Source organism: Streptomyces sp. Alt3 (assembly GCF_030719215.1).
Taxonomy (GTDB): Bacteria; Actinomycetota; Actinomycetes; order Streptomycetales; family Streptomycetaceae; genus Streptomyces; species Streptomyces glycanivorans.
The window spans coordinates 3,392,973-3,413,180 of the sequence record NZ_CP120983.1; the positions used below are offsets into that span (position 1 = coordinate 3,392,973).

A 20,208-nucleotide genomic window follows, 5' to 3' on the forward strand; every position below is an offset into this window, starting at 1 on the left:
ACGGGTCCGGGGAGGGCCGGCCGGATCACGAGGATCCGGCCGGGCAACCCGTCAGACCTCTTCGACGCTGCTCGGCTCGCGCCGGGACAGGTCGATACCGAGCTCCTCCGCCGCGCGGAAGACGTCCTCGTCCGTGTCGCGCATCTCGATGGACATGCCGTCCGAGGACAGCACCTCCACGTTGAGGCAGAGCGACTGCATTTCCTTGATGAGCACCTTGAAGGACTCGGGAATGCCGGGCTCGGGGATGTTCTCGCCCTTGACGATCGCCTCGTAGACCTTCACGCGGCCGGTCACGTCGTCGGACTTGATCGTCAGCAGTTCCTGGAGGGCGTATGCGGCGCCGTAAGCCTCAAGGGCCCACACCTCCATCTCACCGAATCGCTGCCCACCGAACTGTGCCTTACCACCCAGCGGCTGCTGCGTGATCATGGAGTACGGACCGGTCGAACGCGCGTGGAGCTTGTCGTCGACCAGGTGGTGCAGCTTGAGGATGTACATGTACCCGATCGAGACCGGGTCCGGGAACGGCTCGCCGGAGCGGCCGTCGAACAGGTTGGCCTTGCCCGAGGGCAGGACCAGCCGGTCGCCGTCGCGGTTCGGGATCGTGGCCTGGAAGAGGCCGGTGATCTCGTCCTCGCGCGCACCGTCGAAGACGGGGGTGGCGACGTTGGTACCGGGGGCGACCTGGTCGGCACCGATGGCCTGCAGGCGCTGGGCCCACTCGTCACCGAGACCGGAGACGTCCCAGCCGCGGCTGGCGAGCCAGCCGAGGTGGATCTCCAGGACCTGTCCCGGGTTCATTCGGGACGGGACACCCAGCGGGTTGAGGATGATGTCGACCGGGGTGCCGTCCTCCAGGAACGGCATGTCCTCGATCGGGAGGATCTTCGAGATGACGCCCTTGTTGCCGTGACGGCCGGCGAGCTTGTCACCATCGGTGATCTTGCGCTTCTGCGCGACGTAGACGCGGACCAGCTGGTTCACGCCCGGCGGCAGCTCGTCGCCCTCTTCGCGGTCGAAGACGCGGACGCCGATGACCTTGCCGATCTCGCCGTGCGGGACCTTGAGCGAGGTGTCGCGCACCTCGCGCGCCTTCTCACCGAAGATCGCACGGAGCAGACGCTCCTCCGGGGTCAGCTCGGTCTCACCCTTGGGCGTGACCTTGCCGACGAGGATGTCACCGGCGACGACCTCGGCACCGATACGGATGATGCCGCGCTCGTCGAGGTCGGCGAGGACCTCTTCGGAGACGTTCGGGATGTCCCGGGTGATCTCCTCCGGGCCCAGCTTGGTGTCACGGGCGTCGACCTCGTGCTCCTCGATGTGGATCGAGGAGAGGACGTCGTCCTGCACGAGGCGCTGCGACAGGATGATCGCGTCCTCGTAGTTGTGACCTTCCCAGGGCATGAACGCCACGAGCAGGTTCTTGCCGAGCGCCATCTCACCGTTCTCGGTGGCGGGCCCGTCGGCGAGGACCTGGCTCTCGATCACGCGGTCGCCCTCGGAGACGACGACCTTCTGGTTGACCGAGGTGCCCTGGTTGGAGCGCGAGAACTTGGCGATGCGGTACGTGGTGTACGTGCCGTCGTCGTTCGTCACGGTGATGTAGTCCGCGGAGACCTCCTGGACCACACCCGCCTTCTCCGCCTTGAGCACGTCGCCGGCGTCGGTGGCACAGCGGTACTCCATGCCGGTACCGACCAGCGGCGCCTCGCTCTTGATGAGCGGGACGGCCTGACGCATCATGTTCGCGCCCATGAGGGCACGGTTGGCGTCGTCGTGCTCGAGGAACGGGATCATCGCGGTCGCGACCGACACCATCTGGCGCGGCGAGACGTCCATGTAGTCGACGTCGTCACCGGGGATGTAGTCGATCTCCCCGCCACGGCGGCGGACCAGGACGCGGGCCTCGGTGAAGCGCATGTCCTCGGAGAGCGTCGCGTTCGCCTGGGCGATCACGAAGCGGTCTTCCTCGTCGGCCGTCAGGTAGTCGACGTCGTCGCTGACGACACCCTCGACGACCTTGCGGTACGGCGTCTCGATGAAGCCGAACGGGTTGATGCGCCCGTAGGAGGCCAGCGAGCCGATCAGACCGATGTTCGGGCCTTCGGGCGTCTCGATCGGGCACATGCGGCCGTAGTGCGACGGGTGGACGTCACGGACCTCGAAGCCGGCCCGCTCACGGGACAGACCACCCGGGCCGAGGGCGTTCAGACGACGCTTGTGCGTCAGCCCCGACAGCGGGTTGTTCTGGTCCATGAACTGGGACAGCTGGCTGGTGCCGAAGAACTCCTTGATGGAGGCGACGACCGGCCGGATGTTGATCAGGGTCTGCGGCGTGATCGCCTCGACGTCCTGGGTGGTCATGCGCTCGCGCACGACACGCTCCATACGGGCGAGACCCGTACGGACCTGGTTCTGGATCAGCTCACCGACGTTACGGATACGGCGGTTGCCGAAGTGGTCGATGTCGTCGGTCTCGACCATGATCGAACGGCCGGACTCGCCGACCGTCTCGGTCTCACCGGCGTGCAGCTTCACCAGGTACTTGATGGTGGCGATGATGTCGTCGCTGGTGAGGACACCGGCGTCGAGCGGCTCGTCGGCGCCGAGCTTCTTGTTCACCTTGTAGCGGCCGACCTTCGCGAGGTCGTAGCGCTTCGGGTTGAAGTAGAGGTTCTCGAGCAGCGTCTGAGCAGCCTCGCGCGTGGGCGGCTCGCCCGGACGCAGCTTGCGGTAGATGTCGAGCAGCGCGTCGTCCTGGCCCTGGGTGTGGTCCTTCTCCAGGGTGGCGCGCATGGACTCGTACTCGCCGAACTCCTCCAGGATCTGCTCGGTGGTCCAGCCGAGAGCCTTCAGGAGGACGGTGACGGACTGCTTGCGCTTGCGGTCGATGCGGACACCGACCATGTCGCGCTTGTCGATCTCCATCTCCAGCCAGGCACCCCGGGAGGGGATGATCTTGGCGGAGAAGATGTCCTTGTCGGACGTCTTGTCGATGGAGGAGTCGAAGTAGACACCCGGCGAGCGCACGAGCTGCGACACGACGACACGCTCGGTGCCGTTGATGACGAAGGTGCCCTTGTTGGTCATGAGCGGGAAGTCGCCCATGAAGACCGTCTGGGACTTGATCTCGCCGGTCTCGTTGTTGGTGAACTCGGCCGTGACGAAGAGCGGCGCGGCGAACGTGAAGTCGCGCTCCTTGCACTCGTCGATCGAGTTCTTCGGGGGCTCGAAGCGGTGGTCGCGGAACGTGAGCGACATCGACCCGGAGAAGTCCTCGATCGGCGAGATCTCCTCGAAGATCTCCTCCAGGCCGGACTTGGTGGGGACGTCCTGTCCGCTGTCCAGAGCAGCCTCGACGCGAGCCTTCCAGGCGGCGTTGCCGAGGAGCCAGTCAAAGCTCTCGGTCTGCAGCGCGAGGAGGTTCGGAACCTCGAGGGGCTCCTTGATCTTTGCAAAAGAGATGCGCAGCGGGGCGGTGCTGGCACCGTTGTTCGTATTCGAGGTCGAGGCGTTGCGCGAGGCGGCCAAGAGGGGGTCCTTCCGAGGGCTCGGACTCACTACGCGCGTACCGGCCCCAAGCCGCACACAGAGACAGAAATCCCAAGGTCAGGGAAGTCCGGCCATCGGTGCTAGGCGTGGGCATGCCCCTGGTGACGGGCAGGAGGCAGCTAACAGGCAGCGCAAAGGGTCAGTGTAGCCAAGCGGCACACTGATGTCCAGTCGGGGTTCTCAGAGACCCACGTTGCTCTAAACAGCTGTTCTCAACACCTATGAATAGCCCTCGCGCGGGGTGCGCTCTTCTTTACTGCCCTCTTCGCTCTCGATCCATGCCTCGGAAGCGGATCGAGATGACGACGCGTCCTGAGAATTGCGCGCCGCGTGCGGTTCGTCAAGGCCTCGCGGGCCTCGGCGGACGTCCGGCGATCTTCACCTGCGCCCGGAGGACGCCGGTTGACGCCTCGCGGCGCTCCTGGAGAAACGCACGGCGAAGATCACCCTACTCGTCGCACGCCGAAGATCAAGGCAGCCTCCGGGGGCATGCCGAAGGGCGACCACCCGGATGGGTGATCGCCCTTGGCTGAGGTCACTCAGCGCCGTGCGGCGTGAGCGTCCTCGGAAGAGTCAGAGGACTCTCGAAGTCACTTGACCTCGACGGAGGCGCCGGCGCCCTTGAGGGACTCGGCAGCCTTCTCGGCGGCCTCCTTGGCGACCTTCTCGAGGACGGGCTTCGGGGCGCCGTCGACGAGGTCCTTGGCCTCCTTGAGACCCAGCGAGGTCAGCTCACGCACGACCTTGATGACCTGGATCTTCTTCTCGCCGGCACCCGTGAGGATGACGTCGAACTCGTCCTGCTCGGCCTCGGCCTCGGCGGCGGGGCCACCCTGACCCGGGGCGGCGACGGCGACGGCCGCGGCGGCGGTGACGTCGAACTTCTCCTCGAACGCCTTAACGAACTCGGAGAGCTCGATGAGGGTGAGCTCCTCGAACTGGGCGAGCAGGTCTTCCTGGCTGAGCTTCGCCATGATGGCGTCCTTCCACTATTCGGCAGGTGCCGGTTGTATATGTCGGCGGGCGTACGTGGTGCCCGCTGGACCGCTGAGCGAAATTACTCGGCAGCCTCGGCGGGAGCCGGCGTACCGGCACCGCCCTGCTCGGCCTTCTTGGCGCGAAGCGCTTCCGCGGTGCGGACGAACTTCGACGGCAGAGCCTGGAAGAGCTGCGCAGTCTGCGTCTGCTTGCCCTTCATGGCACCGGCCAGCTTGGCGAGCAGAACCTCGCGGGACTCGAGGTCCGCGAGCTTCTTGATCTCATCGGCGGACAGCGCCTTACCGTCAAGGACACCGCCCTTGATGATGAGGTTCGGGTTGTCCTTGGCGAAGTCACGAAGACCCTTCGCCGACTCCACCGGGTCACCGGTGATGAAGGCAACCGCCGTCGGACCTGCGAACAGGTCGTCCAGCGTGTCGATCCCGGCCTCGTTGGCCGCAATCTTGGTCAGCGTGTTCTTCACCACGGCGTACTGGGCGTTCTCACCGAGCGAACGACGCAGCGTCTTGAGCTGCGCCACGGTGAGACCCCGGTACTCGGTCAGCACGGCGGCGTTCGAGCTGCGGAACTGGTCCGTCAGCTCGGCTACCGCGGCAGCCTTGTCGGGCCTTGCCATGAGCGTCGGCCTCCTTCCGGGTGATGAGGACCGCTCAGAAGGGGCCGGGAAAGACGAAACGCCCCAGCACAAGTGCCAGGGCGCAGCTCAACCGGACAGAGTCCGGGAGCGATCCACAGTCACCTGCGCAGGTCGTCCGATCTAGCGGAACCTTCGGTCACCGTTCCTCTGACGAGGAAGCGGCAACGACCAGCGGTCTTTGGCTTCTTCACGAGAGTACGCGACCGGGGCCTTCGGGAGCAAATCCGTCATGACCCGCCCCCCGAAAGGGGTTTAGGCGCTCGCCGGCACCTGCGACCGGCGCACCGCCCCGGCGTACGAGGACGGGCCCCGCACCCTCCGAAGAGGCTGCGGGGCCCGCCCTGTGCCGTGACGCGGCTACCTGCTGAGCACGGGGGCTCAGACGGAGGCCGGGTCCTCCTCGACGAGGAGGTTGCGCACGCGGTTGGAGTCCAGCGGGATGCCGGGGCCCATCGTCGTGCTCATGGTCGCCTTCTTGATGAAGCGACCCTTCGCGGCGGACGGCTTCAGACGGAGGATCTCCTCCAGGGCCGCGCCGTAGTTCTCGACCAGCTTCGTGTCATCGAAAGAGGTCTTTCCGATGATGAAGTGCAGGTTCGAGTGCTTGTCGACGCGGAACTCGATCTTTCCGCCCTTGATGTCGTTGACAGCCTTGACGACATCGGGGGTGACGGTGCCGGTCTTCGGGTTCGGCATCAGACCACGCGGACCGAGCACGCGGCCCAGGCGGCCGACCTTGCCCATGAGGTCCGGCGTGGCGACGACGGCGTCGAAGTCCAGACGGCCCTTCGCCACCTCGTCGATGAGCTCGTCGGCGCCGACGATGTCGGCGCCCGCGGCTTCCGCGGCCGCAGCACGGTCACCGGTCGCGAAGACCAGGACCCGGGCGGTCTTGCCGGTGCCGTGCGGGAGGTTCACGGTGCCACGGACCATCTGGTCGGCCTTGCGCGGGTCGACACCCAGCGCGAACGCGACCTCGACGGTGCTGTCGAACTTGGTGGTGGCGGTGTCCTTGGCGATACGGACGGCCTCGAGCGGGGCGTAGGTACGCTCCCGGTCGATCTTCGCGTCCGCAGCGCGGAGGTTCTTGCTGCGCTTCACATCTACTCCTGTGGTTTTCAGAGTGTGGAGTCGTGGTGCGGACCAGCGCTTGGTCCTACCACTGTGGGGCTACGGGGCTGACTCAGCCTTCGACCGTGATGCCCATGGAACGGGCGGTGCCAGCGATGATCTTCGACGCGGCGTCGAGGTCGTTGGCGTTCAGGTCGGGGAGCTTGGTCGTGGCGATCTCGCGGACCTGGTCGGCCGTGAGCTTGGCGACCTTGGTCTTGTGCGGCTCGCCGGAGCCCTTGTCCACACCCGCGGCCTTGAGGATCAGCTTGGCGGCCGGCGGAGTCTTGGTGATGAAGGTGAAGGAGCGGTCCTCGTAGACCGTGATCTCCACCGGCACGACCATGCCACGCTGCGACTCGGTCGCGGCGTTGTAGGCCTTGCAGAACTCCATGATGTTGACGCCGTGCTGGCCCAGTGCGGGACCGACCGGCGGCGCCGGGTTGGCCGCACCGGCGTTGATCTGGAGCTTGATAAGCCCCGTGACCTTCTTCTTCTTGGGAGGCATTGCTCTCTCCGGGTCCTAGTGAGAGTGTTTCGCCGCCATTCCGGTCATCCGGATGGAGGCATACCGCGCAACGATAACGGGTATAGCTGCGCGACCAAAAACCGAGCAGGTCAGACGGGCTGCGAAGCCTGTCTGACCTGCTCGGTAGGCATGTGTCCAGAAACGGGCGGAAAGCCGTCAGTTCTTCTGGATCTGGTCGAAGCTGAGCTCGACCGGGGTCTCGCGACCGAAGATCTCGACGAGGCCCTTGACCTTCTTCGAGTCGGCGTTGATCTCGTTGATCGTCGCCTGCAGGGTCGCGAAGGGGCCGTCGGTGACGGTGACCGAGTCGCCCACCTCGAAGTCCAGGACCTGGACCTCGACCTTGCGGGCCGGAGCCGGCTTGCCCTCGGCCTCGGCAGCCTCGCGGGCCGCCTTCTCCTCGGCCTCGGGGGCGAGCATCTTGACGATCTCGTCCAGGGTCAGCGGGTACGGGTCGTAGGCGTTGCCCACGAAGCCGGTGACGCCGGGGGTGTTGCGGACAACACCCCAGGACTCGTTCGTCAGGTCCATGCGCACCAGGACGTATCCCGGGAGCTTGTTCTGACGGACGTTCTTCCGCTCACCGTTCTTGATCTGGACGATCTCTTCCTCGGGCACCTCGGCCTGGTAGATGAAGTCCTCGACGTTGAGCGAGACGGCGCGCTGTTCCAGGTTGGCCTTCACGCGCTTCTCGTAACCGGCGTACGTGTGGATGACGTACCACTCGCCGGGAAGTCCGCGGAGCTCGTCGCGCAGGGCTGCGACGGCGTCGACGGGGGCGGCCGGCTCGGCGTCCTCGGCGGCCTCTTCCTCAGCAGCGTCCTCGTCACCCTCGGCGGGCTCGACAGCCTCGTCGTCGTCGGACTCGGCGTTCACGGCGGCCTGCTCGGCGGGCTCGCCCGCGGCGGCGTCAGCAGCGTCGACCTGGTCCGGGGCCACGGCATCCGCCGCCTCGACGATGTCGAGCTCGTCCTCGGCGGACTCGACGGCGCTCGCCGTGGGCTCGGCGTCGTCGTTCAGGTTCGGGTCAGACACGATGGCTGCTTCTTCCTGGATACATATGGGTGGAACATGCGAAAGGGGCGCCGATGAGGCGCCCTCCGCGGGATCAGCCGAAGACGTACTTGATGACCCGCGCGAATCCGAAGTCAATCACGGTGACGAGACCGATCATCACGACCACGAACATGATCACTACGGCCGTGTACGTGGACAGCTGGCTGCGCGTGGGCCAGACGACCTTGCGGAGCTCGGCGACGATCTGGCGGTAGAACAGCGCGAGACGGCCCAGGGGGCCCTTCTTGCCGCGCTTGCCGCCCTTCCGGGTCTTCTTCTTCGACTCGGGGGTCTCGTCCTCGGCATCAGGCATGTCGATGGAGCCCACGGCGTCCGTCACGCTACTCACCTGATTCCGGGTCATGGCCGTGCCGCGCCCGGTGGAGCCGCACGGCGGTGCATTGAAGTACGTACATGCGCACACATCCTGGCGAAGGAGTGTGTAGCAGGGCCGGAGGGACTTGAACCCCCAACCGCTGGTTTTGGAGACCAGTGCTCTACCAATTGAGCTACGACCCTTTGTGGTTTCCACCAACCTACCGCATCCTCCCCGGTGTACCGGTCGGGAAAACGGTGCGGCTGATGAAGGCCAACGACAGGTGAGTGTACGTGCTCAGCGCCGCCGCGTCGAACAGACCACAACCGACCGGTCCTGTCCGGATGCTGTCCGAGTCCTGTCCGGTCCCTGAAACCCCTGTGCCGGGGGGTTTTCCGGTCTGCGAGCATGGGGGGCATGAGCGCTGCAACTTCTCCGTCCGAGCGCCGGGTCTCGGCCCGCATCGGTGCGATCTCCGAGTCCGCCACCCTCGCCGTCGACGCCAAGGCGAAGGCCCTCAAGGCCGCCGGGCGTCCGGTGATCGGCTTCGGCGCCGGCGAGCCCGACTTCCCGACACCCGACTACATCGTCGACGCCGCGGTCGAGGCCTGCCGCAACCCGAAGTACCACCGCTACACCCCCGCCGGCGGGCTTCCCGAGCTCAAGGCCGCCATCGCGGAGAAGACCCTGCGCGACTCCGGCTACGAGGTCGACGCGTCCCAGATCCTGGTGACCAACGGCGGCAAGCAGGCCATCTACGAGGCCTTCGCCGCGATCCTCGACCCGGGCGACGAGGTCATCGTCCCCGCGCCTTACTGGACCACCTACCCGGAGTCCATCCGTCTCGCCGGCGGTGTCCCGGTCGAGGTCGTCGCCGACGAGACCACGGGCTACCGGGTCTCGGTCGAGCAGCTGGAGGCGGCGCGCACCGAGCGCACCAAGGTCGTCCTGTTCGTCTCCCCCTCGAACCCGACCGGCGCCGTCTACAACGAGGCGGACACCGAGGCCATCGGCCGATGGGCCGTGGAGCACGGTCTGTGGGTCATGACCGACGAGATCTACGAGCACCTGGTCTACGGCGGGGCTGCCGCCGCCTCGCTCCCCGCGGTCGTGCCCGAGCTGCGTGACAAGTGCATCGTGGTCAACGGCGTCGCCAAGACGTACGCCATGACCGGCTGGCGGGTCGGCTGGATCATCGGCCCCAAGGACGTCGTGAAGGCCGCGACCAACCTGCAGTCGCACGCCACCTCCAACGTCAGCAACGTCGCGCAGGTCGCCGCGCTGGCCGCCGTCTCCGGCCCACTGGACGCGGTCGCCGAGATGCGGACCGCCTTCGACCGCCGCCGCCGGACGATCGTGCGCATGCTCAACGAGATCGACGGCGTGTTCTGCCCCGAGCCCGAGGGCGCGTTCTACGCGTACCCGTCGGTGAAGGGACTGCTCGGCAAGGAGATCCGCGGCAAGCGCCCGGCGGACTCCGTCGAGCTCGCGGCCCTCATCCTGGACGAGGCCGAGGTCGCCGTGGTCCCGGGCGAGGCCTTCGGCACCCCGGGTTACCTGCGGCTGTCCTACGCGCTGGGCGACGACGACCTCGTCGAGGGCGTCTCCCGGCTCCAGAAGCTGCTGGGCGAGGCCCGCGACTGACGCGGAGCACCCGCCCCGAGAAGGTGACCCCCGGTTCCGGCCGGGGGTCACTTTTTCGTTCGAGGGGTAACTCACAAGGGGATCCGGCTACCGCCGCACCCCTCGTGTGCGGCAAGATCCTTCAATGGAGCGTGACGTACGGCTGTTGCCCAAGGCCCATCTGCACCTGCACTTCACCGGGTCGATGCGGCCGACGACCCTGATCGAACTCGCGGAGAAGTACGGTGTCCGCCTGCCCGAGGCGCTGACCGGCGGTGAGCCGCCGAAACTACGGGCCACCGACGAGCGCGGCTGGTTCCGCTTCCAGCGCCTCTACGACATCGCGCGGTCCTGCCTCCGCTCGCCGGAGGACATCCAGCGCCTCGTGCGCGAGACCGCCATGGAGGATGTCGCGGACGGCTCCGGGTGGCTGGAGATCCAGGTCGACCCGACCTCGTACGCCCCGCTGCTCGGCGGGCTGATCCCGGCGATCGAGATCATCCTGGACGCCGTGGACCGCGCGGCCCGGGACACCGGGCTCGGGATCCGGGTGGTCATCGCGGCGAACCGGATGAAGCATCCGCTGGACGCCCGGACGCTGGCCAGGCTCGCCGTGCGGTACGCGGACCGGGGTGTCATCGGCTTCGGGCTCTCCAACGACGAGCGGCGCGGGATGGCCCGTGACTTCGACCGAGCCTTCGCCATCGCCCGCGAGGGCGGCCTGATCGCGGCTCCGCACGGCGGTGAGCTCTCCGGCCCCTCAAGCGTCCGGGACTGCCTGGACGACCTCGACGCGTCCCGGATCGGGCACGGTGTCCGGGCGGCCGAGGACCCCCGGCTGCTGAGCAGGCTCGCGGAGCGGGGGGTGACCTGCGAGGTCTGTCCGGCCTCCAACGTGGCGCTCGGCGTCTACGAGAAGCCCCACGACGTACCCCTGCGCACTCTGTTCGACGCGGGGGTGCCGATGGCGCTGGGGGCGGACGACCCGCTGCTCTTCGGCTCCCGGCTGGCCGCCCAGTACGACCTCGTGCGCCGGCACCACGGCTTCACCGACGAGGAGCTGGCCGAGCTGGCACGGCAGTCCGTGCGCGGGTCGGTGGCACCCGTCGAGGTGCGGGAGAAGCTGCTGGGCGGGATCGACGCGTGGCTGGCTAGCTGAGGCCGCCCAGCAGGGTGCGCGCGAGGGACGCGGCGAAGTCGTCCAACGGCTGCTGGACACCGCCGGCCTCGTAGGCGAAGGCACGCTGCGCGCAGGCGCCCAGGAGCAGCGAGGCCGCGGCACAGGTGTCGGCCTCCGGGCGTACGCGCCCTGCCCGCTGCTCGGCGCGGAGATAGGCGTCCAGGCCCTGGATCGGCTTGTGCGGACCGGTGCCCATCTCGCGCATCGCCTCGTCGTGGCGGCGCTTGAGGCGTGGCTCGGCGTACAGCGAGGCGAGCACGGGGAAGGTCTGTCCGTAGAACAGCGCGGCCTGACGGGCGACCTCGGTGAGGTTCTCCTCCAGGTCCCCCTCGCCCGCCTCCAGGTCGCCCAGGAGCGGACCGAGCCTCGGCATGCGTTCCGCGAGCACGGTCACGAAGATCTCGTCCTTGCTCGCGAAGTACTTGTACAGCGCTGCTTCGGAACAGTCGGCGGCCCGGGCGATCTCCTTCGTCGTCGTCCGCGCGAGGCCGATGCCGAGCATGAGCTCATAAGCCGCGTCGACGATGCGGACGCGGGCCGGCTTCTGGTCCATGGGTGCTCCAGCGGGCCTTGACGAGAGAGTGAGTGCCCACTCACCCTATGGGTTAGTGAACACTCACCCACTCGGAAGGGGCGTGCGCGATGAGACTCACCGTGTTCGGAGCGACGGGGGCCGTCGGCCAGGAGATCGTGCGGCAGGCGTCCGCGGCGGGGCACGAGGTGACGGCGGTGGTCCGTGATCCCTCCCGGCTCCCGGACGGACTCCGGGACGCCTCCCCGCACGAGGTTCTCCCCCTGTCCGATGTCGCGGCGGCCGTCGCGGGGCGGGATGCCGTGCTCTCCGGGCTGGGGGCCCGGGGCCGTAAGGCCTGCGACGTCGCGGAGCGGCTGACCCGGCAGGTGCTGGGAGCGATGGAGGCGGAGGGGGTGCGGCGGCTGCTGGTCGTGAGCGCCGCACCGGTCGGTCCCGAACCGGCGGACGACCCGCTGCTGGACCGGGCGGTCCGCCGGGTCATCGGCAGGGTCCTCAAGGAGGTGTACGCCGATCTGACGTGCATGGAGGCCGCGTTGGCCGCGAGCGCGACGGACTGGACGTCGGTCCGGCCGCCGAAGCTGACGAACGGCCCGCTGACGGGGACGTACCGCACGGTCGTGGGCGGCACCCCGCGCAGCGGCCGGTCCATCGCGCGGGCTGATGTCGCCCACGCGATGCTGGCGCTCGTCGACGAGCCGGCCGCTGTGAAGCAGGGCGTGGGCGTCGCCTACTGACGCCGGGGCCGCTACAGGCTGACGCCGACCGTCACCGGTTCGTTGACGAGCGTGACCCCGAAGGCCTCGTGGACCCCGGCGACGACCTCGCGGGCCAGGGCCAGCAGGTCCTCGGTGGTCGCGTCGCCCCGGTTGGTGAGGGCGAGCGTGTGCTTGGTCGAGATGCGCGCCGGGCCCGTGCCGTAGCCCTTGGTGAAGCCGGCCCTGTCGATGAGCCAGGCGGCCGAGGTCTTCACCCGGCCGTCGCCCGTGGGGAAGGCCGGGGGCGTGACGTCCGCGCCCAGCCGCTCGCCGGCGCGTGCGAGGAACGCCGCGTGCTCCTCCTCGTCGAGGATCGGGTTGGTGAAGAAGGACCCGGCCGACCAGGTGTCGTGGTCCTCCGGATCGAGCACCATGCCCTTGCCCGCCCTCAGCCGTAGGACGGTTTCGCTGGCGGAGGCGGCGGGCACGCGCTCGCCCTGCTCGACACCCATGGCCCTGGCGGTCTCGGGGTAGCGGAGGGGCGCGGACCGACCGCCCGCGTCCTCCAGCCCGAACCGCACGCGGAGCACGACGTAGCGGTCGGGTTCGGCCTTGAAACGGCTGTGGCGGTACGAGAACGCGCAGGCCTCGTTCGGGAGGGTGACCGTCTCCCGGGTGTGCCGGTCGTAGGCGACGACCTCGGTGATGACCGAGGACACCTCCTGCCCGTAGGCGCCGACGTTCTGGATCGGTGTCGCCCCGGCGGATCCGGGGATCCCGGCCAGGCATTCGATCCCGGCCAGTCCAGCCTCGACCGTGCGGGCCACGGCGTCGGTCCAGACCTCGCCGGCGGCCAGTTCGAGCGCCGTACCGGAGAGCTCGAAGCCCTTGGTCGCGATGCGCAGGGCCGTTCCGTCGAAGCCCTTGTCGCCGATGACCAGGTTCGAGCCGCCGCCGATGACCAGCAGCGGGGTGCCGCTGTCGTCGGCTTCGCGTACGGCGGCGATCACCTCGGCGTCGGTGGTGGCCGTCAGGAGGCGGTTGGCCGGGCCGCCGAGCCGGAAGGTGGTCAGGGGGGCGAGGGGGGCGTCGTGGAGTTCCTGCACGGGGACAAGAGTACGGTCCACGTCCCGGGAGCGGGCCATGGACCGTACGGACGAGGGCGTGGGGTCAGACGGCGACGGACACACGCTCCTCGGAGGATTCGGGCGCCGGACCGGACACCCGCCTGCGGCGCGGGATCAACAGGGCCGTGAGCGCGGCGAGGGCCACCGCACCGGCACCGATCCATACGGCGGGCACGGTCCCGTCGGAGAATGCCCGCGGGGACCCGTATCCGCCCCGGGCGGAGAAGACCGCGGCCAGTACGGCGACCCCGAGGGCCCCGCCGACCTCGCGCAGGGCGTTGTTGGCCCCGGAGGCGATGCCCTGCTCCCCCGGCCGGACGCTGGACATCACGAGGCTGGCGGCCGGCGCGAAGTACAGGGCCATGCCGATGCCGCCGACGACGAGGCCGGGCAACTGGGCCGAGTAGGCGACGTCCGGTTCCAGGACCGCCGCGAAGAGACCGAGCCCCACCGCCTGGAGGGCGAGGCCGGTCACCACCACGGGGCGGCCGCCGAACCGGTCGGCCAGATATCCGGCGACGGGCGCCACGAGCATCGGCATTCCGGTCCACGGCAGCATCCGCAGGCCCGCCTCGGTCGGCGAGTAGCCCAGCGCGTTCTGGAGGAACTGGCTGAGCAGGAAGATCGACCCGAACATTCCGAGGAACATCAGCAGGCTCGCCACGTTGATCCCGAAGAAGGCCCTGTCGCGGAAGAGCCGCATGGGCAGGACGGGGTTCTTCGCGCGGAACCCGTGGCGGACGAAGACACCCAGGAGGAGCGTCCCCGCGATCAGCCCGGTCAGCACGAGCGGGTCGGTCCAGCCGTCGCTCGTGCTGCTGACGAGCGCGTAGACGATGCCGAAGAGGCCTCCGCTGACCAGGACGGTGCCGGGTACGTCGAGCCGCGCCTCGGGGGCATAGGACTCGGCCAGCCGCAGTCGCGCCAGGGGCAGCAGGATCAGACCGACCGGGACGTTGAGCCAGAAGATCCACTGCCAGGAGATGTGTTCGGTGAGGCTCCCGCCGATCAGAGGACCGCTGGCGACCGCGAGTCCGGTGACCGCGCCGAAGAATCCGAGCGCCATGCCGAGCCTGGCGGGCGGGACCGCGGCGGTGAGCAGGGTGAGGGTGAGCGGCATCATGACCGCGGCCCCGACGCCCTGGACGGCGCGGAAGGCGATGAGTTCGTCGATCCCCGGCGAGAGGGCGGCAGCCGCGGAGGCGGCGGTGAAGACCGTGAGACCGGCGATGAAGAGCCGGCGCCTGCCGAAGCGGTCACCGAGTGCGGCGCCCGTCATCAGCAGCACCGCGAAGGTGAGGGTGTAGGCGTTGACCGTCCACTCGAGCTCCTCCAGCCGGCCGCCGAGGCTCTCGCGGATGGACGGCAGTGCGGTGGTGACGACGAGGTTGTCGAGTGCCGCCATGAATCCGGCGACGCTCGTGATGACGAGGGCCCAGACGCCTGCCCCGCGGCTGGATGCTTGCTGCTTCACTACTACCCCAAGGGTTAGTTATCAATGACTAACTTAAGCGGACAGAGGAACAGGCGGACCGCCGGCGGGTCCCGTCCGTCCCCCTGCCGGAGCCTCCGCTCCGGCGAGCACTCCCGGCGGGTGGCGCCGCCTGGTCAGCTGGACCTGGTCGCGAGATGAAAGCCGGACCACACGCGATGACCGGCCGGAAAACCCATCGAGGCCAGCACGTTGATGAGCATGCCGTAGGCCAGAAACGACGTGGCCTCTTCCTGCTCCGCCCCCAGCAGGAGGTACAGCTCGTCCCACATCGCCGCCCAGCCGAGCCGCAGGCGCTCACCGAACTCGTGATCGCCCGCCGCCTCCGCCGCCGCGACCGCCGCGTACATCTGCATCTGCATCAGCAGCTTGTCGGGGTCGTCCACGATCAGCCGCTGATACGCCCGGGCCAGGGCCTGTGACAACTCCTCGCCCTCCAGCCCCTCGGCGGCTTTCGTGAACACCTGCCGGGTGTCCGCGAGGCACCGTTCGGACGCGGCGAGGAAGATAGCCTGCTTGCCGGGGAAGAGCCGGAACAGATACGGCTGCGAGACACCGACCCGCTTGGCGATCGTCTCCGTGGAGGTGCCGTTGTACCCGCTGCGGGCGAACTCGGCGACCGCCGCCCGCACGACACTCTCCCGCCTCTCCTCTGCGCTCATCCTTGCCATGGCAGTAAGTTATTGCCTACTCACTAACTTGTCAATTGCGGCGTCCGCACGGATACCGGCGGCGGAGGGGCTCCGCTGGGGCGCCCCTCCGCTCGGCGGCTGTGCCGTTCAGGCGAGGCGGACGACGGCGCGGGACATGCCCAGCACCTTCTTGTCGTCGCTCGTCACCGTCAGGTCGACCCGCACGAGGTTGTCGTCGAGCTTCGCGGCGACCTTGCCGCTGACCTCGATCAGGGCTCCGGTGTCGTCGTTGGGCACGACGACCGGCTTGGTGAAACGGACTCCGTACTCGACGACCGCGCCCGGGTCACCGGTCCAGTCCGTGACCACCCTGATCGCCTCGGCCATGGTGAACATGCCGTGCGCGATCACGTCCGGCAGACCGACCTCGCGGGCGAACTTCTCGTTCCAGTGGATCGGGTTGAAGTCTCCGGAGGCGCCCGCGTACTGCACCAGGGTCGCCCGCGTCACCGGGAACGACCGCGCCGGCAGTTCCGTACCGACCTCGACCGCTCCGTATGCGATGGTCGCCGTCATCACGCCTCCTCGGCGGCGCGCGCCACCAGCTTGGTCCACGCGGTCACGACGTGCTCACCGGACTCGTCGTGCACCTCACCGCGGATGTCCACGATGTCGTTGCCCGCCATCGTCTTGATGCCCTCGATGGTCGAGGTGACCGTCAGCCGATCCCCCGCCCGCACGGGCCGCACATGGGCGAACTTCTGGTCCCCGTGCACCACACGGCTGTAGTCCAGCCCCAGCTGCGGGTCCTGGATCACCTGGCCCGCGGCCCGGAACGTGATCGAGAACACGAATGTGGGCGGAGCGATCACATCCGGGTACCCCAGAGCCTTGGCGGCTTCCGGATCGACGTAGGCGGGGTTGGTGTCACCCACCGCTTCCGCGAACTCCCGGATCTTCTCCCGGCCGACCTCGTACGCCGGGGTGGGGGGATAGGTCCGCCCCACGAAGGACTGGTCGAGCGCCATGAGCCCGGTACCTCCTGGTGAAATGTCGAATAGGCCGAAGAACAGCCCCAGCCACCACATAAAACGACACGAGGCCGCCCCCAGTGGGGACGGCCTCGTGTACGAGCCTGTTTCAGCGCGTTTCGCGGTGCGCGGTGTGCGAGTTGCAGCGCGGGCAGTGCTTCTTCATCTCAAGACGGTCCGGGTTGTTACGCCGGTTCTTCTTGGTGATGTAGTTCCGCTCCTTGCACTCCACGCAGGCCAGCGTGATCTTCGGGCGGACGTCGGTGGCAGCCACGTGAGTGCTCCTTGGACGGACGGATGGACGGATGAACGCATAAAAGAGTAGCCGATCGAAGGACCGACCCAACAATCGGCTACCGTTAGTAGCGGTGACCGGACTTGAACCGGTGACACAGCGATTATGAGCCGCTTGCTCTACCGACTGAGCTACACCGCTTTGATGCCGAGCTTCCCCGCCGAAGCGGGGTCACCCGATCACCAGAGCCCCAATGCGGAATCGAACCGCAGACCTTCTCCTTACCATGGAGACGCTCTACCGACTGAGCTATTGGGGCGAGCGAGGAAGACATTACACGGTCTGTCGCCGATCGCCCAAATCCGTTTCCGTCGCCCGCTCCGGGACCTCTCCTGCCCCCTTGCGACCCCTGCGGCCGTACCCCTGATCAGGCCCTTGATCAGCCCGTACGCCGACTCCGCGGACAGCCTCGCGGGCCACAGGGGCACCCCTTCCCGCACCTGCCGCACGAGGCCACATTCGTACGACTAATTCGGCCCTCCCTGGAGCGGGACGACCCCACGCCTAGGCTCGGCGCACTCTGCGTGATCTTGCATTTCCTACAGGAGCGGCGCGATGCCCGAAAACACCGGCGACGCGCCCCCGCTCGTCCTCGGCGGGGCGCGTCTGGCGGACGGGCGCCTCGTCGACGTGCGGGTCGGTGGACCGCGCATCGAGGCGGTCGGGCCGGCGGGCAGCCTCACCACCCGGGGGACCCGCCTGGACCTGCGCGGTCACCTCCTGCTGCCCGCCCCCGCCGAACCCCACGCCCATGCCGACACCGCGCTGACAGGCACCTCGGGAGGCCCGCCGTCCCACCGGCCCGAGGACGTCAGGCGCCGCGCCACCGAGGCAGCGCTGCTCCAGCTCAGCCACGGGGCCACCGCACTGCGCGCCCACGTGCGGGTCGGTGGCGCCCAGGGCCTCGCCGCCCTGGAGGGGGTCCTGGCCGCCGGCCGTTCCCTGCGCGGACTCACCGAACTCACCGCCGTGGCCGTGCCCCGGCTCCTCACGGGCGTAGCGGGCGCGGACGGTCTCGCCGCGCTCCGGGACGCCGTGGACATGGGCGCGGGCGTGATCGGCGGCCGCCCCGACCTCGACCCGGACCCGGCCGGCTACGCCGAGACCGTGCTCGAACTCGCCGCCGACCGGGGCCGCCCAGTCGACCTGCACACGGACGGCGACGACCCGGCCCTCCTCGCCCGGCTGGCCGCCACGGCGGGAGGCTTCCGCCCCGGCGTCTGTCTCGGCCCCTGTGCGGGTCTCTCGCGGCTTCCCGGCGACGAGATCGCCCGGACCGCCGACAGGCTCGCCGCCGCGGCCGTGACCGTCGTCTGCCTCCCCCAGGGCGGTTGCTCCTGCGCCGGGATCCGCGGGACCCCGCCCGTAGGTGTGCTGCGCGCCGCCGGGGTACGGGTGGCCGCGGGCGGCGGGGCCCTGCGTGACCGCTCGAACCCCGTCGGGCGGGCGGACCCCCTGGAGGCGGCGTACCTGCTGGCCTCGCAGGAGGGCATCGCTCCCGAGAGCGCCTACGACGCCGTCTCGGGAGCCGCCAGGGCGGCACTGGGCCTGCCGGGGGTGCGCGTCGAGTCCGGCTCCCCCGCCGAGCTGCTGGCCGTACGCGGGGACGACCTGGCCGGGGCGCTCTCCCTCGCGTACAGCAGGATCGTGGTGCACCGCGGGCGCGTGGTGGCGCGGACCAGCGCCGTACGCGAGTACCTCGACTCCGGGGCCGCGGCGGCTGCCCTCGATCTCCCCCGTCAGGGACGGGCCGATTCCGGTTCCGGCGGCGGGCCTTGAGCGCGAGCGGTCCATGCGGCGTACGGTCGGAGACATGCGCATTGTCATTGCAGGTGGACATGGTCAGATCGCGCTGCGGCTCGAGCGGCTGCTCGCCGCGCGCGGTGACGAGGCGGTGGGCGTCATCCGCAACCCGCAGCAGGGCGAGGATCTGAGGGAGGCGGGCGCCGAACCCGTCGTCCTCGACCTCGAATCGGCGTCCGTCGAGGAGACGGCGGAGGTGCTGCGCGGGGCCGACGCGGTGGTCTTCGCGGCGGGAGCGGGCCCGAACAGCGGCTCGGCCCGCAAGGACACGGTGGACCGAGGAGCGGCCGTGCTCTTCGCGGACGCGGCGGAACGGGCTGGGGTGCGCCGCTACGTCGTGGTGTCCTCCATGGGCGCCGACCCGGACAACCGGGGCGAGGAGGTCTTCGACATCTACCAGCGGGCGAAGGGCGAGGCGGACGCGTACGTACGTTCCAGGCGCAGCCTGGACTGGACGATCCTGCGCCCCGGGATGCTGACGAACGACGCCGGCACCGGGCAGATCCAGCTCGCCGTCTCGACGGGCCGCGGCCCGGTCCCCCGTGACGACGTGGCGGCGGTGCTGGTGGAGCTGCTGGACACCCCGGCGACGGCGGGCCTCACGCTGGAGCTCATCAGCGGGAACAAGCCGGTGACGGTCGCGGTGAAGGACATCGCGGGGAACTGAGCCGGGCCGTCCGGACCCGGGCGGCGGCCCGTTGCCCGCCCAGGGGTGCGGTTTTCCTCAGGTCAGATCCTGTGGAGAGCCGCACACGGACCGGACGGCCTTCCTCATACCGCCGTTGATCCGCGGTTTCTAACGTGGAGGGCGATCGGGGCACACGCCCCGGACGACGCCCGGCCACTTGGAGACTCCTCATGCATCTCACGTACGCGGCCCCGCTCCAGGAGCCGGCGGGCGGCATCGCGGGCTGGGCAACCGGCCTCGTCGAAGCCATGGGCGGCCCCGGAGCCGGCCTGGCCATCGCACTGGAGAACCTCTTCCCTCCGCTGCCGAGCGAAGTGATCCTGCCGCTGGCGGGGTTCGCCGCCGGGCAGGGGGTCATCAGTCTGGCTTCGGCCCTCTTCTGGACCACGCTCGGCTCGGTCGTGGGTGCCGTGGTCCTGTACCGGATCGGCGTGGTCTTCGGCCGCGAACGCATGCACGCCATCTGGGGAAGGCTCCCGCTGGTGAAGGCCTCCGACCTGGTGCGCACGGAGGAGTGGTTCGCGAAGCACGGCACCAAGGCGGTCTTCTTCGGCCGCATGGTGCCGATCTTCCGCAGTCTCATCTCCGTCCCCGCCGGGGTCGAGCGCATGCCGCTGCACCTCTTCGTCGTGCTGACCACGCTGGGCAGCCTGATCTGGAACTCGGTGCTGGTGCTGGCCGGTTACCGGCTGGGCGACCGGTGGGAGTCGGTGGAGACCTACGTCGGGTTCGCCTCCAAGGCCGTGCTGGTCACCGTGGTCGCGGCCGCCGCGACGTTCGTGGCATTGCGTCTGCGTGGCGCCAACCAGGCCCAGCACCGCCGCAGTTCATGACCCGCCCCGGGCGACCGAGGTCGGCGGCGCCGCCTTCGCGCCTCTCCGGGCGATCTTGCTGCGGTCCCA

20 protein-coding genes and 3 tRNA genes are annotated in these 20,208 nt (G+C 69.0%); 6 read left to right on the forward strand and 17 right to left on the reverse strand.

The features are described 5' to 3' along the window. Positions 1-51: 51 nt before the first annotated feature. The 8 genes from rpoB to P8A20_RS14610 form a co-directional block, all read right to left on the reverse strand. On the reverse strand, positions 52-3,537 hold the full coding sequence (gene rpoB / locus P8A20_RS14575) for a DNA-directed RNA polymerase subunit beta (RefSeq protein ID WP_147959043.1): 3,486 nt from the start codon (positions 3,535-3,537) through the stop codon (positions 52-54). A gap of 611 nt (positions 3,538-4,148) precedes the next feature. Next, positions 4,149-4,532, reverse strand: coding sequence for a 50S ribosomal protein L7/L12 (gene rplL / locus P8A20_RS14580; RefSeq protein WP_147959042.1), 384 nt, complete (start codon positions 4,530-4,532; stop codon positions 4,149-4,151). A gap of 83 nt (positions 4,533-4,615) precedes the next feature. Next, on the reverse strand, positions 4,616-5,173 hold the full coding sequence (rplJ, locus tag P8A20_RS14585; protein WP_147959041.1) for a 50S ribosomal protein L10: 558 nt from the start codon (positions 5,171-5,173) through the stop codon (positions 4,616-4,618). Between the two features lie 399 nt (positions 5,174-5,572). Beyond that, positions 5,573-6,295: a 50S ribosomal protein L1 gene (gene rplA, locus P8A20_RS14590; protein WP_147959040.1), complete on the reverse strand. Its 723-nt coding sequence runs from the start codon at positions 6,293-6,295 to the stop codon at positions 5,573-5,575. An 82-nt stretch (positions 6,296-6,377) separates the two neighbouring features. After that, the gene (gene rplK / locus P8A20_RS14595) at positions 6,378-6,812 is read right to left on the reverse strand and encodes a 50S ribosomal protein L11 (RefSeq protein WP_018550660.1); all 435 of its coding nucleotides are present in this window, start codon (positions 6,810-6,812) and stop codon (positions 6,378-6,380) included. 177 nt (positions 6,813-6,989) lie between these two features. Then, on the reverse strand, positions 6,990-7,868 hold the full coding sequence (nusG, locus tag P8A20_RS14600; protein ID WP_147959039.1) for a transcription termination/antitermination protein NusG: 879 nt from the start codon (positions 7,866-7,868) through the stop codon (positions 6,990-6,992). A gap of 73 nt (positions 7,869-7,941) precedes the next feature. Continuing rightward, complete coding sequence (secE, locus tag P8A20_RS14605; protein WP_147959038.1) at positions 7,942-8,229, reverse strand: preprotein translocase subunit SecE; 288 nt, start codon at positions 8,227-8,229, stop codon at positions 7,942-7,944. Positions 8,230-8,335: 106 nt separating this feature from the next. Continuing rightward, a tRNA-Trp gene (locus tag P8A20_RS14610) sits at positions 8,336-8,408 on the reverse strand. A gap of 214 nt (positions 8,409-8,622) precedes the next feature. On the opposite strand from P8A20_RS14610, the gene P8A20_RS14615 reads away from it, so the two are divergent. Beyond that, positions 8,623-9,849 (forward strand): pyridoxal phosphate-dependent aminotransferase, encoded by a 1,227-nt coding sequence (locus P8A20_RS14615; RefSeq protein ID WP_037828887.1) that lies wholly within the window; start codon positions 8,623-8,625, stop codon positions 9,847-9,849. 124 nt (positions 9,850-9,973) lie between these two features. Beyond that, entirely contained in the window at positions 9,974-10,987 is a 1,014-nt protein-coding gene (locus P8A20_RS14620) for an adenosine deaminase (RefSeq protein ID WP_306103625.1), read from the forward strand. Here P8A20_RS14620 and P8A20_RS14625 read toward each other — a convergent pair. Next, on the reverse strand, positions 10,980-11,561 hold the full coding sequence (locus P8A20_RS14625) for a TetR/AcrR family transcriptional regulator (protein ID WP_306103626.1): 582 nt from the start codon (positions 11,559-11,561) through the stop codon (positions 10,980-10,982). The two genes, P8A20_RS14620 and P8A20_RS14625, sit on opposite strands and share 8 nt — an antisense overlap. 89 nt (positions 11,562-11,650) lie before the next feature. Here P8A20_RS14625 and P8A20_RS14630 point away from each other — a divergent pair, with 89 nt between their 5' ends. Beyond that, positions 11,651-12,277 carry an NAD(P)-dependent oxidoreductase gene (locus tag P8A20_RS14630; protein ID WP_147959037.1) on the forward strand — a complete coding sequence of 209 codons (627 nt, stop codon included), beginning with the start codon at positions 11,651-11,653 and terminating at the stop codon, positions 12,275-12,277. Positions 12,278-12,288: 11 nt separating this feature from the next. Here P8A20_RS14630 and P8A20_RS14635 read toward each other — a convergent pair whose 3' ends face one another. From P8A20_RS14635 to P8A20_RS14670, 8 genes are all read right to left on the reverse strand, one after another. Further along, the gene (locus P8A20_RS14635; protein WP_261988617.1) at positions 12,289-13,344 is read right to left on the reverse strand and encodes a UDP-N-acetylmuramate dehydrogenase; all 1,056 of its coding nucleotides are present in this window, start codon (positions 13,342-13,344) and stop codon (positions 12,289-12,291) included. Positions 13,345-13,408: 64 nt separating this feature from the next. Continuing rightward, entirely contained in the window at positions 13,409-14,839 is a 1,431-nt protein-coding gene (locus P8A20_RS14640) for an MFS transporter (RefSeq protein ID WP_306103627.1), read from the reverse strand. Between the two features lie 134 nt (positions 14,840-14,973). Next, positions 14,974-15,519 (reverse strand): TetR/AcrR family transcriptional regulator, encoded by a 546-nt coding sequence (locus tag P8A20_RS14645; protein ID WP_147960393.1) that lies wholly within the window; start codon positions 15,517-15,519, stop codon positions 14,974-14,976. A gap of 117 nt (positions 15,520-15,636) precedes the next feature. Beyond that, positions 15,637-16,065 carry a MaoC family dehydratase gene (locus P8A20_RS14650; protein ID WP_147959034.1) on the reverse strand — a complete coding sequence of 143 codons (429 nt, stop codon included), beginning with the start codon at positions 16,063-16,065 and terminating at the stop codon, positions 15,637-15,639. Next, entirely contained in the window at positions 16,065-16,517 is a 453-nt protein-coding gene (locus P8A20_RS14655) for a MaoC family dehydratase N-terminal domain-containing protein (protein ID WP_147959033.1), read from the reverse strand. The genes P8A20_RS14650 and P8A20_RS14655 overlap by 1 nt, the downstream gene beginning before the upstream one ends. A 112-nt stretch (positions 16,518-16,629) precedes the next feature. Continuing rightward, positions 16,630-16,794, reverse strand: a complete 165-nt coding sequence (gene rpmG / locus P8A20_RS14660; protein ID WP_003956487.1) for a 50S ribosomal protein L33 — start codon at positions 16,792-16,794, stop codon at positions 16,630-16,632. A gap of 89 nt (positions 16,795-16,883) precedes the next feature. Then, positions 16,884-16,956: transfer RNA gene (locus P8A20_RS14665), tRNA-Met, on the reverse strand. Between the two features lie 45 nt (positions 16,957-17,001). Further along, positions 17,002-17,074, reverse strand: a tRNA-Thr gene (locus tag P8A20_RS14670). A gap of 296 nt (positions 17,075-17,370) precedes the next feature. On the opposite strand from P8A20_RS14670, the gene P8A20_RS14675 reads away from it, so the two are divergent. The 3 genes from P8A20_RS14675 to P8A20_RS14685 all read left to right on the forward strand — a co-directional run bounded on the left by P8A20_RS14675 (position 17,371) and on the right by P8A20_RS14685 (position 20,139). Then, a complete protein-coding gene (locus P8A20_RS14675; RefSeq protein ID WP_147959032.1) occupies positions 17,371-18,594 on the forward strand; it encodes an amidohydrolase family protein in 1,224 nt (407 codons plus the stop codon). 34 nt (positions 18,595-18,628) lie between these two features. Continuing rightward, entirely contained in the window at positions 18,629-19,285 is a 657-nt protein-coding gene (locus P8A20_RS14680; protein WP_147959031.1) for an SDR family oxidoreductase, read from the forward strand. A 191-nt stretch (positions 19,286-19,476) separates the two neighbouring features. Next, a complete protein-coding gene (locus P8A20_RS14685; RefSeq protein WP_147959030.1) occupies positions 19,477-20,139 on the forward strand; it encodes a DedA family protein in 663 nt (220 codons plus the stop codon). Positions 20,140-20,208: the final 69 nt, after the last annotated feature.